The sequence below is a fragment of the Sphingomonas sanguinis NBRC 13937 genome (assembly GCF_001591005.1).
GTDB classification, from domain to species: Bacteria; Pseudomonadota; Alphaproteobacteria; order Sphingomonadales; family Sphingomonadaceae; genus Sphingomonas; species Sphingomonas sanguinis.
On record NZ_BCTY01000057.1, the window covers coordinates 1 to 18523 of the forward strand.

14 protein-coding genes and 1 tRNA gene are annotated in these 18523 nt (G+C 66.6%); 6 read left to right on the forward strand and 9 right to left on the reverse strand.

Going from position 1 to position 18523, the window contains the following annotated elements:
• Positions 1-9: 9 nt before the first annotated feature.
• Complete coding sequence (trxB, locus tag SSA01S_RS16520) at positions 10-978, reverse strand: thioredoxin-disulfide reductase (protein ID WP_061781258.1); 969 nt, start codon at positions 976-978, stop codon at positions 10-12.
• 119 nt (positions 979-1097) lie between these two features.
• Here trxB and SSA01S_RS16525 point away from each other — a divergent pair, with 119 nt between their 5' ends.
• From SSA01S_RS16525 to fdhD, 3 genes are read left to right on the forward strand one after another with little or no spacing between them, the layout of a single operon-like run.
• A complete protein-coding gene (locus SSA01S_RS16525) occupies positions 1098-3386 on the forward strand; it encodes an FdhF/YdeP family oxidoreductase (RefSeq protein ID WP_061781259.1) in 2289 nt (762 codons plus the stop codon).
• Complete coding sequence (gene mobA, locus SSA01S_RS16530) at positions 3383-3889, forward strand: molybdenum cofactor guanylyltransferase (RefSeq protein WP_061781260.1); 507 nt, start codon at positions 3383-3385, stop codon at positions 3887-3889. Before SSA01S_RS16525 ends, mobA begins: the two co-directional genes overlap by 4 nt.
• A gap of 13 nt (positions 3890-3902) precedes the next feature.
• The gene (gene fdhD / locus SSA01S_RS16535; RefSeq protein ID WP_061781261.1) at positions 3903-4709 is read left to right on the forward strand and encodes a formate dehydrogenase accessory sulfurtransferase FdhD; all 807 of its coding nucleotides are present in this window, start codon (positions 3903-3905) and stop codon (positions 4707-4709) included.
• 10 nt (positions 4710-4719) lie between these two features.
• On the opposite strand, the gene SSA01S_RS16540 is transcribed toward fdhD, so the two are convergent.
• From SSA01S_RS16540 to SSA01S_RS16555, 4 genes are all read right to left on the reverse strand, one after another.
• On the reverse strand, positions 4720-5904 hold the full coding sequence (locus SSA01S_RS16540) for a GGDEF domain-containing protein (RefSeq protein WP_061781262.1): 1185 nt from the start codon (positions 5902-5904) through the stop codon (positions 4720-4722).
• Between the two features lie 293 nt (positions 5905-6197).
• Positions 6198-6274 (reverse strand) — tRNA-Met (locus SSA01S_RS16545).
• Between the two features lie 55 nt (positions 6275-6329).
• A complete protein-coding gene (locus SSA01S_RS16550) occupies positions 6330-6842 on the reverse strand; it encodes a 2'-5' RNA ligase family protein (protein ID WP_061781263.1) in 513 nt (170 codons plus the stop codon).
• Complete coding sequence (locus SSA01S_RS16555) at positions 6839-8758, reverse strand: potassium transporter Kup (RefSeq protein ID WP_153006188.1); 1920 nt, start codon at positions 8756-8758, stop codon at positions 6839-6841. Before SSA01S_RS16555 ends, SSA01S_RS16550 begins: the two co-directional genes overlap by 4 nt.
• A gap of 334 nt (positions 8759-9092) precedes the next feature.
• Between SSA01S_RS16555 and SSA01S_RS16560 the strand changes: the two genes are divergently transcribed.
• Positions 9093-10349, forward strand: coding sequence for a threonine ammonia-lyase (locus SSA01S_RS16560; protein WP_061781264.1), 1257 nt, complete (start codon positions 9093-9095; stop codon positions 10347-10349).
• Between the two features lie 113 nt (positions 10350-10462).
• A complete protein-coding gene (locus tag SSA01S_RS16565; RefSeq protein WP_061781265.1) occupies positions 10463-11245 on the forward strand; it encodes an arginyltransferase in 783 nt (260 codons plus the stop codon).
• Positions 11246-11277: 32 nt separating this feature from the next.
• Here the strand turns inward: SSA01S_RS16565 and SSA01S_RS16570 are convergent, their stop codons facing one another.
• From SSA01S_RS16570 to SSA01S_RS16585, 4 genes are all read right to left on the reverse strand, one after another.
• Positions 11278-12060: a transglutaminase family protein gene (locus SSA01S_RS16570; protein WP_061781266.1), complete on the reverse strand. Its 783-nt coding sequence runs from the start codon at positions 12058-12060 to the stop codon at positions 11278-11280.
• Positions 12060-12995, reverse strand: coding sequence for an alpha-E domain-containing protein (locus tag SSA01S_RS16575; protein WP_061781267.1), 936 nt, complete (start codon positions 12993-12995; stop codon positions 12060-12062). Before SSA01S_RS16575 ends, SSA01S_RS16570 begins: the two co-directional genes overlap by 1 nt.
• Positions 12995-14488 (reverse strand): circularly permuted type 2 ATP-grasp protein, encoded by a 1494-nt coding sequence (locus tag SSA01S_RS16580; protein WP_061781268.1) that lies wholly within the window; start codon positions 14486-14488, stop codon positions 12995-12997. The genes SSA01S_RS16575 and SSA01S_RS16580 overlap by 1 nt, the downstream gene beginning before the upstream one ends.
• A gap of 204 nt (positions 14489-14692) precedes the next feature.
• The gene (locus tag SSA01S_RS16585; protein ID WP_061781269.1) at positions 14693-16714 is read right to left on the reverse strand and encodes a protein-disulfide reductase DsbD family protein; all 2022 of its coding nucleotides are present in this window, start codon (positions 16712-16714) and stop codon (positions 14693-14695) included.
• A 67-nt stretch (positions 16715-16781) separates the two neighbouring features.
• On the opposite strand from SSA01S_RS16585, the gene SSA01S_RS16590 reads away from it, so the two are divergent.
• A complete protein-coding gene (locus SSA01S_RS16590) occupies positions 16782-18476 on the forward strand; it encodes an alkaline phosphatase family protein (protein ID WP_061781270.1) in 1695 nt (564 codons plus the stop codon).
• Positions 18477-18523 lie beyond the last annotated feature (47 nt).

The following is an 18523-nucleotide window of genomic DNA, read 5'->3' on the forward strand; positions in this document are numbered from 1 at the left end:
TTTGGGACTTCACTCCGCAGCCTTGGCCATGTCCTCGAACTCGGCCGCCGCCAGGAAGCGTTCGGCGTCCAGCGCGGCCATGCAGCCGGTGCCCGCCGCCGTCACCGCCTGGCGGTACACCTTGTCCGCCACGTCGCCGCACGCGAAGACGCCGGGCACGCTGGTGCGGGTCGAACCCGTCTCGACCGCGATATAGCCGTCCGAGTCCAGTTCCAGATGGCCGCGGAACAGCTCGGTCGCCGGGTGATGGCCGATCGCGACGAAGCCGCCCTCGACGTCCAGGCGGCTATGCTCGCCGGTCACCGTGTCGAGCAGGTCGAGCGCGACCAGGCCCGCATTGCCACCGCCGTCGACGAACTCGCGGACTTCCTTGTTCCAAAGGACCTTCACGTTCGGGTGCGCGAACAGCCGCTCCTGCAGGATGCGTTCGGCGCGCAGCGAATCGCGGCGGTGGATCAGCGTCACGTCGTCGGAGTGGTTGGTCAGGTACAGCGCCTCTTCCACGGCGGTATTGCCACCGCCGATCACCGCGACCTTCTTGCCGCGATAGAAAAAGCCGTCGCAGGTCGCACAGGCCGACACGCCCTTGCCCTTCATCGCGTCTTCGCTGTCCAGGCCCAGCCACTTGGCCTGCGCGCCCGTCGCGATGACCAGCACTTCGCCCTCATAGACATCGCCGCCGTCGCCGATCAGGCGAAACGGACGGTTGGTCAAGTCGACCTGCGTGATCGTATCCCACATCATCCGCGCGCCGACATGTTCCGCCTGCTTCTGCATCTGCTCCATCAGCCAGGGACCCTGGATGACGTCGGCAAAGCCCGGATAATTCTCGACATCGGTGGTCGTGGTCAGCTGGCCGCCCGGCTGGATGCCCTGCACCACGATCGGCTGCATCCCCGCGCGCGCGCCATAGATGGCGGCGGAGAGCCCGGCGGGGCCCGAGCCGAGGATGAGCATACGCGTGGTGTGGGTGGTCATGTCCGAATCCTGTGAAACGATTTGCCTCCAGATAGGCGCTGCCGGGCCAAAAATGAACCGCTTCTCATGCGGCCAATCGGGACTTGCTTCGTTGGGCGTTGTGAGTGGAGATTTGCCCGATGCGCGACGACGACGATGTGAAGATCACCGAATATACCGCCCCCGCCGGCGGTTGGGGTTCGATGAAGGGCATGGCCAAGGTCCTGCCCAAGGAGGGGCTGGGTCCCGAAGTCTTCGACACGCTGCGTCGCCAGAACAAGCCCGGCGGCGTGATGTGCGTCAGCTGCGCCTGGGGCAAACCAGCCAAGCCGCATATCGCCGAGTTCTGCGAGAACGGGGCGAAGGCGACCGCGTGGGAACTCAGTTCGCTGCGCGTGACGCCGGACTTCTTCGCCAAGCACACGGTGACGGAGTTGGAGGCCTGGCCCGACCATGATCTGGAACAGGCGGGCCGCCTCACCCACCCGATGCGCTATGACCCTGCGTCGGACAAATACGTCGCGGTCAGCTGGGACGAGGCGTTCGCCGCCATCGGGGCCAAGCTGAAGACCTGCGACCCGACCAAGGTCGTGCTCTACGCTTCTGGCCGTGCCAGCCTCGAAACCTCCTTCATGTATTCGCTGTTCGCGCGGATGTGGGGGCAGCAGAACCTGCCCGACAGCTCGAACATGTGCCACGAGACGACCTCGGTCGGCCTGAAGTCCGCCATCGGATCGCCCGTCGCGACGATCCAGATGGAGGATTACGACAAGTGCGACGCGATCTTCTCCTTTGGGCAGAATGTGGCGACCAACGCGCCGCGCATGCTCCACAACCTGCAAGCCTGCGCCAAGCGCGGGGTGGAGATCGTGACCTTCAACCCGCTTCGCGAGCGCGGCTGGGAGCGGTTCGCATCGCCGCAGAACCCGGTGCAGATGCTGACCGGCAGCTCGACCGATATCTCCAGCCAATATCATCAGGTGAAGGCGGGCGGCGACATCGCCGCATTGACCGGAATCTGCAAGCTGGTGATCGAGGAGGACGACCGCGCCATCGCCAAGGGCACCAAGCGCATCCTCGACCATCACTTCATCGAGCAGCACACCACGCGGTTCGAGGATTTCGCCAATTACTGCCGCAATGCCGCGTGGAGCGACATCATCCGCGATTCGGGGCTCACCCGCGATGCAATCGAACAGGCCGCGCGCGTGTATATGAAGTCGGAGCGGGTGATCGCCGTCTACGGCATGGGCATCACCCAACACCGCTATGGCATCGACGCGCTGCACATGATCGTGAACATGCTCCTGCTGCGCGGCAATATCGGCCGCGAAGGGGCCGGGCCGGGTCCGGTGCGCGGCCATAGCAACGTGCAGGGCCAGCGCACCGTCGGCATCACCGAGAAGACCGAACTCGCCCCCGTCGAGCGGCTAAGGGAGCTGTTCGAGTTCGAGCCGCCGACCGAAAATGGCTGGGACACGGTCGAGGCCTGTCGCCAGATCATCGCCGGGACCGCGCAGGGCTTCGTCCAGCTGGGCGGCAATTTCCTGCGCGCCACGCCCGAACATGCCAAGATGAAGGCGGCTTGGGCTAAGCTCCCCATCACCGTCCATATCGCGACCAAGCTCAACAAGAGCCATCTGGTGCCCGGCGAAGAGAGCTATATCCTCCCCTGCATCGGCCGGTTGGAGACGGACATGCAGGCGGGCGGCCGTCAGGCCGTGTCGATGGAGGATTCGTTCAGCCATATCTATGGCTCGGTCGGCAAGGCGACGCCTGCCGCCGACACCCTGCTGTCCGAACCCGCCATCGTCGCCGGCATCGCCAAGGCGGTGCTGGAACCCAACCCGAACGTGCCGTGGGACGAATGGGTCGGCGATTATGGGCTGGTCCGCACCGCGATCGAGAATGTCTATCCCGACAAGTTCGCCAATTTCAACGAACGCCTGTTCGAGCCGGGTGGCTTCTGGAAGGGCAATCCCGCCTCGCACCGCAAATGGGAAACCGAGAGCGGCAAGGCCGAGTTCAACGTGCCTCGTGCCATGGACGCCTCTGGCATCACCCCCGCCGAGGGGCGGATGCGGCTGATCACGCTGCGGTCCAACGACCAGTTCAACACGACCATCTATGGCTATGACGATCGCTTCCGGGGGATCAGCGGCACGCGGATGGTCGCGATGATGAACAAGGCCGATATCGCCCGACTGGGCCTAACCGATGGCCAGACCATCGCGCTGGAGGGCGATGCCGATGACGGCGAGGAGCGCGTGGTCGAGGGCCTGCGGGTGGTCGAGTATAACATCCCCGAAGGCTGCATCGGCGGCTATTATCCCGAGCTTAACTATCTGATCCCGCTGGAGCATCATGCGCTGGAAAGCCATGTGCCCGCAGGCAAGTCGGTGCCGGTGAAGGTGCGCGTCCCCGCATGAGCATATTGGGTGCCGTACTGACCGGAGGTCAATCCTCGCGCTTCGGATCGAACAAGGCGGTCGCCATGCTCGGCGACCGCACATTGGTGGCGCATGCGCGCGCCACCATCGCCCCCTATTGCGCGCGTGTCGTGCAGGTCGGAGGCGCGGAGGGCGTGCCCGACATACCCGCGCCGGGCCTGGGTCCGCTGGGCGGGATCGCCGGGGCCTTGGATTATGCGGCCAGCCACGGCTTTCGTTGCGTCCTGACCATCGGATGCGACATGCCGCGCCTGCCGGACGGGCTGATCGAGGCGATCCTGCGCCGTGAGCCTAGCTATTGCCGCGATGCACCGGTGCTGGGCCTGTGGCCCGCCGCGCTGGGGGCGCATCTGATGGCGCATCTCTCGCTGGGGCAGGATCGCTCGGTGCGCGGCTGGGTCCGCGCGATCGGGGCGATCCCGGTCATCTCGCCCGAGCCGCTTGCCAATGTGAATACGCCTGCCGATCTTGCCGCCCTATGAAAGTCGCCCAGGGGTGAGCGTCACCCACGAACCCGCTCGCCCGTTGACGATCATCCGGCTGTCGCCCGATGGGTCGCCCACGCCCATCGAACGGGCGGTGGCGGTCGAATGTCCGGTCGCGATCGAAGTCGATGGCTTCGGCTATGCGGTCATGATGATGACGCCGGAGCGCCTGCAGGATTTCGCCACCGGCTTCCTGCTGACCGAGCGGCTGGTCGACCGTCTGGCCGACATTCTCGCCATCGAGCCTTTCGCGGCCGAGATGGGCTGGATCGTGCGGGTCACGTTGGTGGAGGCTCTGCGCGGGCGGATGCAGGACCGGGTGCGCCACCGGACCAGCGATACCAGCTGCGGGCTGTGCGGCCTGTCCGGGCTGGAGCAGATCGCCCGGCCGGTGACGACGCGCCCCCCTGCCCCGAACGCCACGCCCGAAACCCTGTTCGCCACCCTGTCGACCGTGCGCGATCATCAGCCGCTCAACGCCCGGACCGGGGCCGTCCACGCCGCCATCGCCTGTGACGCGCAGGGCGCCATCCTGGCATCGGCGGAGGATGTCGGGCGGCATAATGCGCTCGACAAGCTGGTCGGCACGCTGGCCAGCATAGCGGAACGCAAGGCCGACTTCATCCTCGTCACCTCGCGGATCAGTTATGAGATGGTCGATAAGGCGCTGGTGGCGGGCGTTGGCTTGCTCATCGGAATTTCGGCGCCGACCAGCCTCGCCATCGATCATGCCCGCGCCCATGGCCTGACCCTGATCGCACTCGCCCGGTCGGATGCGATGCTGGTCGCACATGATCCTTATGGGCGGTTCGGATAGGAAACCCGCGTCACCCCGTGGCGTATTGCGCGCGCTCTGCCCAGTAATCCATCGCCCGCTCGGCGGCACTGTCGTCGCGATCTTGCAGGATACGATCGCGACCGGCGCGCTTGGCACGATAGGCCAGCTGATCCGCCCGTGCGATCAGCCCCTCCAGCGTCTCGCCCGACTGGTAGCGCGCGATCCCGCCACTGACTGTCAGGGGCGGCAGGCCGCGCTCGACAAAAGGCTCCAGCGCGACCTGGATCGCGCGGCCGAGCCGGGATGCGCGATGGTCGCTGCCCTCGGCCGGGCCCGTCGGGTCGGGCACCAGCAGCGCGAACTCCTCACCGCCCATACGCACGGTCAGGATATCCTTCGTCGTCAGCGTGTGCAGCACCCGCGCAAACGCGACCAGCACCAGGTCGCCCTTTGCATGACCATGGTTGTCGTTGATCCGCTTGAAATGATCGAGGTCGAGCACGACCGCATAAAGGTCATGGCCCTGAGTCTCCGCCTCGTGCAGCAGGCGCGGTCCGATCCGATAGAGGCCCCGCCGGTTGGTCAGCTCGGTCAGCGGATCGGTCTCCGCATCCAGGATCGTCTCTTCCAGCGCCTTCTGGATGACCAGCAGCATCAGGCACAGGCCCGCCGCGACCAGCAACACGCCGCTCGAAACCTGCGACGCGACCGCATAGAGGCTCCCCGCATAGGCCTTGGCCGTGGCACCGGACCCCAATTCCAGCGCCAGGAAGGGCTTGGCCAGGAAGTGCAGGCAGATCAGGGCGAATATCCCCGCCAGCATCGCACGGATCGGCCCGGTCTGGCCGATTCGCCGGACCGAGAACACGACCAGCGCCGACCCGATGGCGAAGGGCAGCTGAAACAACAACTCATAGGGCATGGTGCTGCGCGTGCCGTTCAGGATCGCGACACGGAGCACCATCCCCGCCACCCAGGCCATCAGCGCCAGCCGCCATTCGGGCCGTTGGCCCGCAAACGCCTGTATCCCCACCGACATCAGCAGCATGCCGCCCAGGAAGGTGGCATAGCCCAGCACATGGAACAGGATCACATGGTCACTGAACCGGACCAGCAGCTCGCAGATCGGCGTCGCGAAACCGAGCAGATAGCTGGCCATGAACCACACCGCCGCCCGCTGCCGCGAATAGGACAGCGCAACCACGCCGTAAGTCACGGCAAACAGTGCGGCCATACAGCTGTTGGCGATAAGGGCGTAGACGGCAGCGTTCACGGCGTAAGACCCGACGGACCCCATGTTGCAAATCCCGCGACAGACCTACCCATCAGAGGCGAAGGATCGGTTAAGAGACGCGCGCCCGTTGCAAAGCCGCTTCATCCCCCTGCAGCGATGATATGCCAGCACGCACACGCCATGCCCGTGCACAGCCACCGTCGGATGCACGAACGCGGAGCGCGACGCGCCTGAGCCTGAACTTGGCGGAGACCTTGGCCGGAAATTGGGGAATGTAGGGGAAATACACCGGGTGGTAGCGAAGGAGGGACTTGAACCCCCGACACGCGGATTATGATTCCGCTGCTCTAACCAGCTGAGCTACTTCGCCATGCTAGGCGTTCCACCCGGTGGAGGCGCGCCTATAAACAGGCTGTTTTCGGGCGTCAAGCGAACAAATGACGCGACAGCATTTCCCATGGACCGCCACGATACCACCAGGTGCCGATGCCGATCAGCTCGACCGGCCGAGGCCGGAAATCGCGCTCCATCTGTTGCAGCAGCAGCTTGGCGGTGGCGGGCGTCACCTTGTTCTGGATCGTCACATGCGCGCGCCATCCGCCCGCGTCCTGCGGCGTCAGCATCCCCGCAAAGGCCTCGACCAGATCGCGGCGGATTGCCACCAGCCCCGGCGAATCGATGCGGATCGCCACGCCCTTGCCCAGCGACATCAGCCCGCTCGCCCGAGCATCCGGTGCGCGAACGCCGCGCGTGATACCGTTCAGGCGATGCTTCAGCTCGGCCTCGGCGGAGGGCGGCAGATGGTGGAACAACGTGCAATGCGCGTCGAGCACGTTGCGCTCGGGCGGGAAATGCTGTCGCCGCAGCCCGTCGAACCAGCCCTGATCGGCGCGGCCGAACAGGGCGGTGACGATGATCGGGGCGGGATGGTCGGTCAGATTTCCACCTGGCTGCCCAGCTCGACCACGCGATTGGTCGGCAGGCGAAAGAATTCCATGGCGCTTTCGGCGTTGCGCAGCATCCAGGAGAACAGCTTTTCACGCCACATCGACATGCCGGGCCGCTCGGCCGGGAGCAGCGTCTGGCGCGACAGGAAGAAGCTGGTGTCCATCATCTTGAACGCGCCGCCCGCCATTTCCACCCGCTTGAGCGCGGCGGGCACATCCGCCTCTTCCATGAAGCCGAAGCGCAGGACCAGACGGTGGAAACCATGGCCCATATCGTCCAGCTTGGCGCGGTCGCCATCGGGCCAATAGGGCTGGCTCATGATCTTGACGGTCAGCAGGATGATGCGCTCGTGCAGCACCTTGTTGTGCTTCAGATTGTGGAGCAGCGCGTGCGGCACACCCTCGGGCGAGGAGGTCATAAAGATCGCGGTGCCGGGCACCCGGCTGGCCGCGCCCGCCGCCGAATCGATGAAGATGTGGATCGGCATCGTGCCTTCGCGCAGCCGCTCGATCATCAGCTTGCGCCCCGTCGACCAGGTGGTGAGGAAGGTGAAGATGACGAAACCAACCAGCAGCGGGAACCAGCCGCCCGACGGCACCTTGGTCAGGTTCGCCAGGAAATAGGCCCCGTCGACCAGGAAGAAGAGACCGAGCAGCGGCAGCGCGGCATAGAGCGGCCACTTCCACAACCGGGTCAGCGCCACGCCCAGAAGGCAGGTGTCGATCAGCATCGCCCCCGTGACCGCGATGCCATAGGCCGACGTCAGGTTCGACGAGGAGCGGAAGAACAGGACGAGCAGGATCACCATCACCATCAACAGCCAGTTGATGAGCGGAATATAGATCTGCCCCGCGGTCGCCGCGGACGTGTGCTCGATACGCAGGCGCGGCATGAAGCCGAGCTGGATCGCTTGCTGCGTCACCGAGAAGGCACCGGTGATGACCGCCTGGCTGGCGATGACTGCGGCGGCGGTCGCCAGGATGACGAGGGGCAGCTGCAACCCTTCGGGCGCCAGCATGTAGAAGGGGCTCTCCAGCGCCGCCGCCCCTTCGCGGAACAGAAGCGCGCCCTGCCCCATATAGTTGAGCATCAGCGCGGGCAGCACGAAGCACAGCCACGACACGCCGATTGGCCGCCGCCCGAAATGCCCCATATCGGCGTAGAGCGCCTCCGCCCCGGTCACCGCCAGCACCACCGACCCCAGCGCCAGGAAACCGCGCACCGGGTCGATGAAGAAGAACTGGATCGCGTAATGCGGCGACAGCGCCAGCAGGATTTCGGGTGTCTGGACGAAGCTCATGATGCCCAGCACCGCGATGACCGCGAAATAGACGAGCATGACCGGTCCGAAGAACAGCCCAACGCGCTCGGTCCCCGACCGCTGAATCTTGAACAGCACGATCAGGATGGTGATCGCGATCGGCAGGACGAAGCCCCCGAATGCAGGGGCGGCGACCGCCAGACCCTCGACCGCGCTGAGCACGGTGACGGCGGGGGTGATCATGCTGTCGCCATAGAAGAGTGCGGTGGCGAACACGCCGAGCAATATGATGCCGCGCGTCCAGCGCCGCGTCTTGGTCTGGCCCGACACGAGCGCGAGCAGCGCCAGGCTGCCCCCCTCGCCCTTGTTGTCGGCCCGCATGATGATCGCGACATATTTGACCGACACGACGATCATCATCGACCAGAAGATCAGGCTGATGACGCCCAGGATGTGCGCATTGTCGAGCGGCAGCGGATGGTGCGGGTTCGCAAAGGTCTCGCGAAACGCATAAAGCGGGCTGGTGCCGATGTCGCCGAACACGACACCGATCGCGCCCAGCGCCAATCGCGCCATGCCCTGCGGATGGTGGCTGTGAGATTCTTCGGTCGCGGTGGTGGCGATTCCGGTCGGTGCGACGCTCATGACTGGGCGATCGTGCCGGTGACGGAGAGGATCATCGGCGACATCCGTGGCAACCCTGTGATCATCGCGTCGCCCTAGCATGGCCCCAAAAGGCCAGCAACGCAGGGGCCTTGGGCTTGTTGCATTCCGGCACGATTTCGGAGGGTGAGCGATGCCGCAATGCAACAGTGGAAATCTCGCGGCAGCGCGTATCGGCTACTCCAGAGCACGCCCCTCCCGCTTGCGGGAGGGGAGAAAGAAGGCATGTCGTGGCAAGAGTGGAAAGCCTGCCCCTTGGCACAACACCGTATCCGAAACGGTTCACCTCCTGCCTCCGATCGGCTAGGGCACTCCCATGGTTAGTCGCACCGCCGTTCAGGCCGCTTCGGAAGTCTCGTCCCCGATCGTCACCATCGACGATGTCCGCGCCGCCCATGCGCGCATTTCGGACCGGATCATCCGCACGCCGACGCTGATCAGCCAGACCCTGTCCAAGCTGACCGGTGCGACCGTTTATCTGAAGTTCGAGAACCTGCAATTCACCGCCGCCTACAAGGAACGCGGCGCGCTCAACACGCTGCTCCAGCTGTCGGACGACGCCAAGGCCAAGGGCGTGATCGCCGCCTCGGCGGGCAATCACGCACAGGGCCTCGCCTATCACGCCAACCGCCTGGGCGTGCCCGCGACCATCGTGATGCCGCGCACCACGCCGATCGTGAAGGTCGTCCAGACCGAAGGGCACGGCGCGACCGTGGTGCTGGAGGGCGACAATTTCGACGCCGCCTACGCCCATGCCCGCGAGTTGGAGGCCGAGCGCGGCTTTACCTTCGTCCATCCCTTCGACGATGCGCGGGTGATCGCGGGCCAGGGCACGGTCGCGCTCGAGATGCTGGAGGACGCGCCCGACATCGACACGCTGATCGTGCCGATCGGGGGCGGCGGCCTGATCTCGGGCATGGCGACGGTGGCGGCGGCCAGTGCGCGCCCGGTCGAGGTGGTCGGCGTCCAGGCCGAGCTGTTCCCGTCCATGTACAACAAGCTGAACGGCACCGACCTGCCTTGCGCGGGCGACACCCTGGCCGAAGGTATCGCGGTCAAGGTGCCGGGCGGCCTGACCTCGCAGATGGTGGCGCAGCTAGTGCGCGAGATCGTGCTGGTCGACGAGCGCCATCTGGAGGAATCGGTCAGCGCGCTGCTCCAGATCGAAAAGACGGTGGTCGAGGGCGCTGGCGCGGCGGGGCTCGCCGCGCTGATGTCGCACCCGGAACGCTTCCGGGGGAAGACGGTCGGCGTCGTGCTGTGCGGCGGCAATATCGACACGCGCCTGCTCGCCAACGTCCTGCTGCGCGACCTGGCGCGTTCGGGGCGCCTCGCCCGTCTGCGCATCCGGTTGCAGGACCAGCCGGGCGCCTTGTTCAACGTCGCGCGCATCTTCGACCGCGAGCGGGTGAACATCATCGAGGTCTATCACCAGCGCGTCTTCACCACCCTGCCCGCCAAGGGCCTGATCACCGATATCGAGTGCGAGACGCGCGACGCCCTCCACCTGCACCGGCTGATCGAGGCGCTGCGCGCCGGTGGCTATGAGACGACGCAGGTCGAACTCGCCTGACAGGCTTTTGTTTTTGCGCCGGACGTCCCGTTTCCGAACGATGCTGCCCCATCGCTTCGGACGGGATTTTCGTTAAAGAGGGTTATCAACCCGTTTGAAGGAACTGCCCGGCGGTGACTGCGCCCTTTCGTTTTCCGCGCTTCTTCGTCACCAGCCCGGCCCCCTGTCCCTATCTGCCGGGGCGTGACGAGCGTAAAGTTTTTACCGAACTCAACGGCGAGCATGCGGGCGAGCTGAATGAAGCGCTGAGCCGCATCGGCTTTCGTCGCAGCCAGGGCGTCGCCTATCGCCCGTCCTGCGCGGGATGCAGCGCGTGTGTCTCGGTCCGGGTCGTGGCGGAGGGTTTCCGCCCCAACGCCACCCAGCGCAAGCTGCTGCGCCGTCATGCCGATCTGGAGGTGACCGCCTGCCAGCCCTGGGCGACCGCCGAGCAGTTCGAGCTGCTGCGCCGCTATCTGGGCGAGCGGCATCCCGGCGGCGGCATGACCACGATGGACGAAAGCGACTATGCCGATATGGTCGAGCTGTCGCCGGTCCAGTCGGTGCTGGTCGAATATCGCGAACCGGCCGGGCCCAATGGCGAGCGCGGACGGCTGGTCGGCGCGTGCCTGACCGATCGGCAGGGCGACGGGCTGTCGATGATCTACAGCTTTTTCGAGACCCAGGACGAGAACCGGCCAGGGCTCGGCAACTTCATCATCATGGACCATATCCTGCGCGCCCGCGCCGCCGATCTGGCTTATGTCTATCTCGGCTATTGGGTGAAGGGTTCGCCGCGCATGGCGTATAAGACCCGCTATCAGCCGCTGGAGGCGCTGGGCCCGCGCGGCTGGGCGCTGATGGCCGATGAAAAGGACGCGCCGACGACGCCCCCCCCGGTTCCGGCGCTGGTCTGAACCACACATTCCTCCCCTTTCAGGGGGGGAATTTATTGCGCCTCGCCACTCGCGACCGACTGACCCCAAGGCTCGCCAGCCACCGCCGCCGCGCCGGTCGCGTCCAGCGCCACCGCGACGCGGACATGGCCGTCCTGCGGGCTGAGCCCAATACTGGGATCGAAACCGATCCAGCCCAGTTCCTCGACATAGGCCTCAGCCCAGCAATGCGCCTGCCCGCGTTTATCCCCGCCCCAGGCGGCAAAGCCCGAGACAAAGCGCGCTGGAATGCCGAGCGACCGCGCGCCAACGCAGAAGATATGGGCGAGATCGCACGGCGACACACGGTCCTGCTCGAAGGCGCGCGCGGCATCGGCCCCTCGGGGCGTGGCGTCCCGGTCGACGGGAAAGCGCCGGTGCAGCGCGACGTTGAGCGCGTGGAGCATACCCAGCGGCCCCGCCATACCTGCCGCCGCTTCGGCCGCGAAGGTCGCAATTGCCGAATCATCCGGCGTCATCGTCGTGGCGCGCAGGAACAAGGCGGGCGGCAGGGTTTCGGTCGCGCCGTGGATCAGTCCGTGCGCATCGCTGGTCAGCACTTCACCGGTCGCGGTGATCGTCACCGTCTCCGGCGCACCCTCGACATAAAGCATGGTGACGGCATTGCCGAAGCCGTCCTGCCCGCGCCGCAGCCGGGCGTCGCAATCGACGTCGATCCGCCAGTGCGCCACCGTCTGATCGTCGAAATTTTCCGGCGTCAGACGCAGCATCTGGACCATCGTCGGCCGCCCCGGATGGGGCCGGTGGACGATTTGGTGCTCGATCGCGATGCGCATCAGGCGAACTTGAACTGACGGCCGATGGCGCCGTGCAGCTGGGCATTCTCCTCGATAAAGGCTTCGAGATACTGGTGAAGCCCGCCCGCGATCACGTCCCCCGACCGCGTCTTCGTCATCCGATTGGCCCGCAATCTCGCCATGCGATCCGCCTCCCCATGCTGCCCCGTTCGCCGGGCAAGCTGCCCCAGCACGTCCACCGTTTCCTCGACCGACGCCGCCAGGCTGCGCGGCAATTCGGTGCGCGCGATCAGCAGGTCGATGACGTTGGCGGGCTTCAGCCCGTCGGAATAGAGCCAGCGATAGGCGGTGACGGCGGAGACGGTCTGAAGGATCGTCGTCCACTGGTCACGGTCGACAACGCCGCCGATCCGCTCCCCCGCAGGCAGCAGAATGTGATATTTCACGTCGAGCAGCCGCGCGGTATTATCCGCGCGCTCGACCGCCTGGCCCAGCCGGATGAACCAGGTCGTCTGGTTGCGCAGCATCCGGTGGACCGCGCCCTCGAAGCCGCGCGTCTCGTTCTTCACCGCCTCGACCAGGCCGAGCACGGCGGTGGGATCGTCGGCGGCGGGCTTGGCCTCGAAATGCAGCCAGGCGCGGTTGATCGCGCTCCATGCCTCGCGGGTGAGCGCGGTGCGCACGGCGCGAGCGTTCATCCGCGCCATGTCGACACAGCGGACGATCGAGCCGGGGTGGCAGGGCTCAACCGTCAGGAAGCGCGCGACCTCGCGACGGCGCATTTCCCGCCCGCCATCGGCAAAGGCGCTGGCGGTATCGGTGACGGCGAGTGCCGAGCCCCAGGCGGCCAGCCCCGCCGAACGCGGCGACAGCACGTCGAGCCGAACGGTCGCCTCGACCAGCCGGGCGATGAAGTCGGCCCGCTCGAAATAGCGGCCCAGCCAATAGAGCGAGGATGCGGTCCGCGAGAGCATCAGCGCACCCCCTGCGTCTGGATCTGCGACTGCTGCCCCTGCACCTGCACCCAGCTGTCGGGTTCGGGATGAAGCAGGACGAAACTGTCCTTGGTGCCGCCGCCCTGGCTGGAATTGACGACCAGCGAGCCTTCGCGCAGGGCCACGCGGGTTAGGCCGCCCGGGGTCACTTCCACGCCGTTGCGACCTGTCAGGACGAAGGGGCGGAAATCGACGTGGCGCGGCGCGACTCCGCTTTCGACCAGCGTCGGCACGGTGGACAGCGCCAGCGTCGGCTGCGCGATGTAACGATGCGGCTCGGCAATCAGCGCGGCGCGGAAATGCTCGATCTGCGCCTTGGTCGCGGTCGGGCCGACCAGCATGCCATAGCCGCCCGAACCATCGACCAGCTTGACCACCAGCTCATGCAGATGGTCGAGCACATAAGACAGCGCCTCCGGCTCGCGACAGCGCCAGGTCTCGACATTCTTCAGCTTGGGCTCGGCACCCGAATAATAACGGACGATATCGGGCATATAGCTATAAATCGCCTTGTCGTCGGCGATGCCGTTGCCCGGCGCGTTGAGGATGGCGACATTGCCCGCCGCATAGGCCGCGATCAGGCCGGGCACGCCCAGCATCGAATCGGGGCGGAAGACCAACGGATCGAGGAAATCGTCATCGACTCGGCGATAGATGACATCGACCTTCACCCGGCCCGCGATGGTCCGCATCCAGACGATGTCGTCGTCGACCACCAGATCGGCCGCCTCGACCAGCTCGATCCCCATCGAATCGGCCAGGAAGCTGTGTTCGTAATAGGCCGAGTTGAAGTGGCCCGGCGTCAGAACGACGCAGGTCGGCTCGGCCACGCCATGCGGCGCGACCGACTTCATCGTGGCGAGCAACCGGTCGGGATAGCTGTCGACCGCCGCCACCCGGAACTGTCGGAACAGCTCGGGACAGAGGCGCAGCATCGCCTCGCGGTTTTCGAGCATGTAGCTGACGCCCGATGGCGTGCGGGCATTGTCCTCCAGCACGAAGAAATCGTCCGGACCGGTGCGCACAAGATCGATGCCGCAGATATGCGCCCAGACACCGTGCGGCGGGCGCATCCCGGCGATCTCGGGCCGGAACTGCGGATTGCCGAAGATCAGGTCGGGCGGCAGGATGCCGTCGCGCAGGATCTTCCGCTCGCCATAGATATCGTCGAGGAACGCGTTGATCGCCTCGACCCGCTGCACCAGTCCTTCGGACAGGCGCGCCCATTCGTCGGGCAGGAAGACGCGCGGTACGATATCGAAGGGGATGATCCGCTCCGCCGCGTCGCTTTCGCCATAGACGGCAAAGGTAATACCCAGCTGGCGGAAGGTCGCTTCGGCCGCCTGCTGGCGGCGGCGGAGTTCGCTATCGGGGGTGTGATCGAGCCAGCGTTGAAGCGCGGAGAGTTCGGGGCGTGGCGTCGCAGCGCCGGAAGCCCCCATGATTTCGTCGAACGCGGCGATAGTCCCCATCCGGTCGTTACGCTCCCCCTGGTGTTCCGGTTCCATGCTGCACCGCATGATAGGGGTGCGCAAGGGGCATTATCGCTCCTCCCCGGTACGGGGAGGGGGACCGCCGCGAAGCGGGGGTGGAGGGGGATCACCACAAATGACTCGTTGTGTGGATAGCCCCCTCCACCAGCTTCGCTGGTTCCCCTCCCCGTGCCGGGGAGGATTTTACGCCCCCAGCTTCTCCAGCATCGACGGGGTCAGCACCTGCGGCAGGACCTGCGGCTCCTTCGCACCCGGCGCGTAATAGAGGTACAGCGGCACCCCGGCCCGATTATGCCGTTCGATAAAGCGTCCCAATACCGGATCGCCGTCGGTCCAGTCGCCGACCAGCACCGCCACCTTGTTGCGCGCAAACGCATCGCGCACCGAGGAGCGTTCGATCGCAGCGGCCTCGTTGACCTTGCAGCTCAGGCACCAGTCGGCGGTGAAATAAGCGAAGACCGGGCGGTTCTGCTTGCGCAAGTCGTCCAGCTTCGCCTCGGTAAAGGCGGTATCGGCGGTCGTCTTGGCCGCCGCAGCGGCGGGCTTGACCGTCACGACGATCCCGACCGCCAGCACCAGCGCCACCACGGCGGGCCAGCCGGCACGCCCCTTGCCGCCATGCTGGCGCAAACCCGTCCACCAGAAGCCCAGCGATGCGATCAGCGCGGCGGCCAGGCCCAGCGTCATGCCAGTCACCCCCGCTTCCTGCCCCATGATCCAGGCCAGTGCGAGCGCAGTCAAGAACATCGGCACCGACAGGATATGGCGCAGCCGCACCATCCACATCCCCGGCTTGGGCAGACGCCGCCGGAGCGCCGGTACGAAACCGATCGCAATGAAGGGCAGCGCGATGCCGATCCCCAGCCCTGCGAAAACCGCCAGCGCGGCGGCGGCGGGCAGGACCAGCGCCGCCCCCAGCGCGCCCGCCATGAACGGCCCGGAGCAGGGCGTCGCGACGAATGCCGCCAGCGCGCCGGTTGCGAACGCCCCCATCGCACCCGACCGTCCGGCAAAAGCGGGGGTCGGCAGCTCGAACAGCCCGGCCAGATTAAACGCGATCCCCGCGACCAGCAGCAGCAGGACGCCTATGACGCGCGGGTCCTGAAGCTGGAACGCCCAGCCCGCACTCTGCCCGCCCGCGCGCAACGCCAGCAGCACCACGCCGAGCCCGACGCACACCAGCACCACGCCCGCCGTATAGGCCAGTGCCTCGGCCCGCGCATGGCGTTCGTCCCCGCCGCCCTTGGCGAGGCTCAGCGCCTTCAGGCTCAGGATCGGGAAGACGCAGGGCATGATGTTGAGCAATAACCCGCCCAGTACCGCGCCCAGAAAGGCCAGCGCCACGGCACTGAAACCGGTATCGGCGCCGCCACTTGCCCCCGCAATCGCGCCGGGCTTGGCGGCGAAGGACAGCCCCTGCCCCTCGCCGATCGACAGCACGCCCGATATCGGCCCCGGCGTCGGGACGGCAGCGACGGGCATGGCGAGGATCAGCTGGTCGCCGTTGCGCGTCATCGCTTGTGGCGCGGCATGGTCGATCACGCCGCTGCGCTCGGGAAAGAAATACGCCTCCTTGACCGCGACCGAGGCGGGCAGCGGCACGGCGATCCGCACGGTCTTGCCAGCCGTCTCGATCACGCCGTCACCGCCCAACGGCTTGGGCAAGGCGGCGCGCCAGCGGTCGAATTCGGTGCGGGTGGCGGGGTTCACCGCGCCATCACCGACGGTCAGGCGGGTCGACAGCGTCTGGCTTTCGGGCACGCAGATCGTGTCGGTGCACACCAGATAGTCGAGCTTGACCGCGATCGGCAGCGGCGTTCCCTTTGCCAGCCCGGCAGGAACGGCCAGGTCGACGAGCAGCGTGAAGGGCCGCTCATAGACATAGTTCATCAGCCCCGCGATCTTCAGCCGTCCGGGCACCGGATAACGCAACTCGCCCGCACTCACGCCCCGGGGCAGCGTCCAGTGCGCCTCGGTCGGCAGGCCCGCATCGCCGCCATTCTTCCAATAGCCGTGCCAACCCTTTTCGGGCGTCGCGACGATGGCCAGCGTCGTCTTGCCGCCCGCCGCCGGGCTTTCACTCTCGGCGACCAACCGCATGGGCAAGTGGATCGCACCGGGCGCGGGGGCGCTTTCGGCCATGCCGGGGCCTGCCGCCACCAGCATGAACAGCGTCGTCATCAGGATGTAAAACCAACCGCGCATCGACCTTGCCCTAACCCGCTTTCGCGTTCCATAGCGCCCCCGTTCCCGCTTTGCATCAAGGTTGCCAATGAACCCCCTGACTGCCGCGCTCCTCGCCTCCGCCGCCCTGGTCGCGTCGCCCGCGCTCGCCCAGACCGCCAGCCCGGTGCCCGGCTATGCGCCCCCCGCCCCGGTCGTCGCCGAACCCGCCCCGCCCCTGGCGCCCTTCCCGACCCAGGCGCCCAAGCTGATCGTCGCCATCTCGGTCGACCAATTCTCGGCCGACCTGTTCGCACAGTATCGCAACCACTTCACCGGCGGCATGGCCCGCCTTCTGACCGGCGCGGTCTTCCCCTCGGGCTATCAGAGCCATGCCGCGACCGAGACGTGCCCCGGCCATTCGACCATCCTCACCGGCTATCGCCCCGCCCATACCGGGATCATCGCCAACAACTGGGTCGACCAGTCGGTCGGGCGGCCGGACAAGATCGTTTATTGCTCGGAGGACGAGCGCGTTCCGGGTAAGTCCCATACCGACTATGTCGTGTCCGACATGCACCTGAAGGTGCCGACGCTGGGCGAGCGGATGAAGACCGCCGATCCGCGCGTCCGCACCGTCTCGGTCGCGGGCAAGGACCGCGCCGCCGTGATGATGGGCGGCCACAAGATGGACGAAATCTGGTGGTGGGACGGCAAGACCTATGTCTCCTATGCCGGTCGCGCCGTGCCCCCAGTGGTGGAGCGGACGCGCAAGGCGGTCGCCGACCTGATCGCCAAGCCCCAGGCCCCGCTGCCGCTGCCCGGTTTCTGCAAGCCGCTGGACCGCGAAATCACCGTCGGCGGCCAGACGCTGGGCACCGGCCGGTTCCAGCGTGCGGCGGGCGACCTTGCCGCCTTCCGCGTGTCGCCCGCCTCCGACGCGGCGGTGCTCGCCATGGCGGCGGGCTTTGTCCAGGACATGAAGCTGGGCCAGGGTCCGCAGACCGACATCCTGTCCGTCGGCCTGTCGGCAACCGACTATATCGGCCATGCACTGGGCACCCAGGGCACCGAGATGTGCATCCAGATGGCCGAGCTGGATCGCTCGCTGGCGGGCTTCTTCGAGGTGCTGGACGCGACCGGCGTCGATTACGAGGTGATGTTGACCGCCGATCACGGTGCGCACGACATGACCGAGCGGCAGCAGATTCGCGCCATGCCGATGGAAAGCCATGTCTCGCTGGAAGCCGATACGAAGATCATGTCGGCGGCGGTCGCCAAGCAGCTCGGCCTGCCCGACAGCCCGCCGGTGCTGATGAGCGCGGAGAGCGACGTCTATATCAACCGCGCCCTGCCCCCTGCCACCCGCGCCAAGGTCCTGGCCGAGGCCAAGCGCCGCTATGAAGCGCAGCCGCAGGTCGCCGCCGCGCTGACCCGCGAGGAAATCGCCGCGACGCCTTGGCCGAAGACGCCGCCGGAAACCTGGACGCTGAAGGAGCGCGCCCGCGCCTCCTACGACCCCGAGCGGTCGGGCGATCTGCTCGTGCTGCTCCGGTCGGGCGTGACCACCATCGAAGAACCGCGCCCCGGCTACGTCGAGACGCATGGCTCGCCCTGGGACTATGATCGCCGCGTGCCGATCCTGTTCTGGCGCAAGGGGATGACCGGGTTCGAGCAGCCGCTGTCGGTCGAGACGGTCGACATCGCCCCGACGCTGGCCGCGACGATCGGCTTGCCGATCCCGGGCGTCGACGGACGCTGCCTGGACCTCGATCCGGGCCCTGCGGATACGTGCAAGAAGTAGCCGTTCCTTCCTCCCCTGTAAGGGGAGGTGGCAGGGCGAAGCCCTGA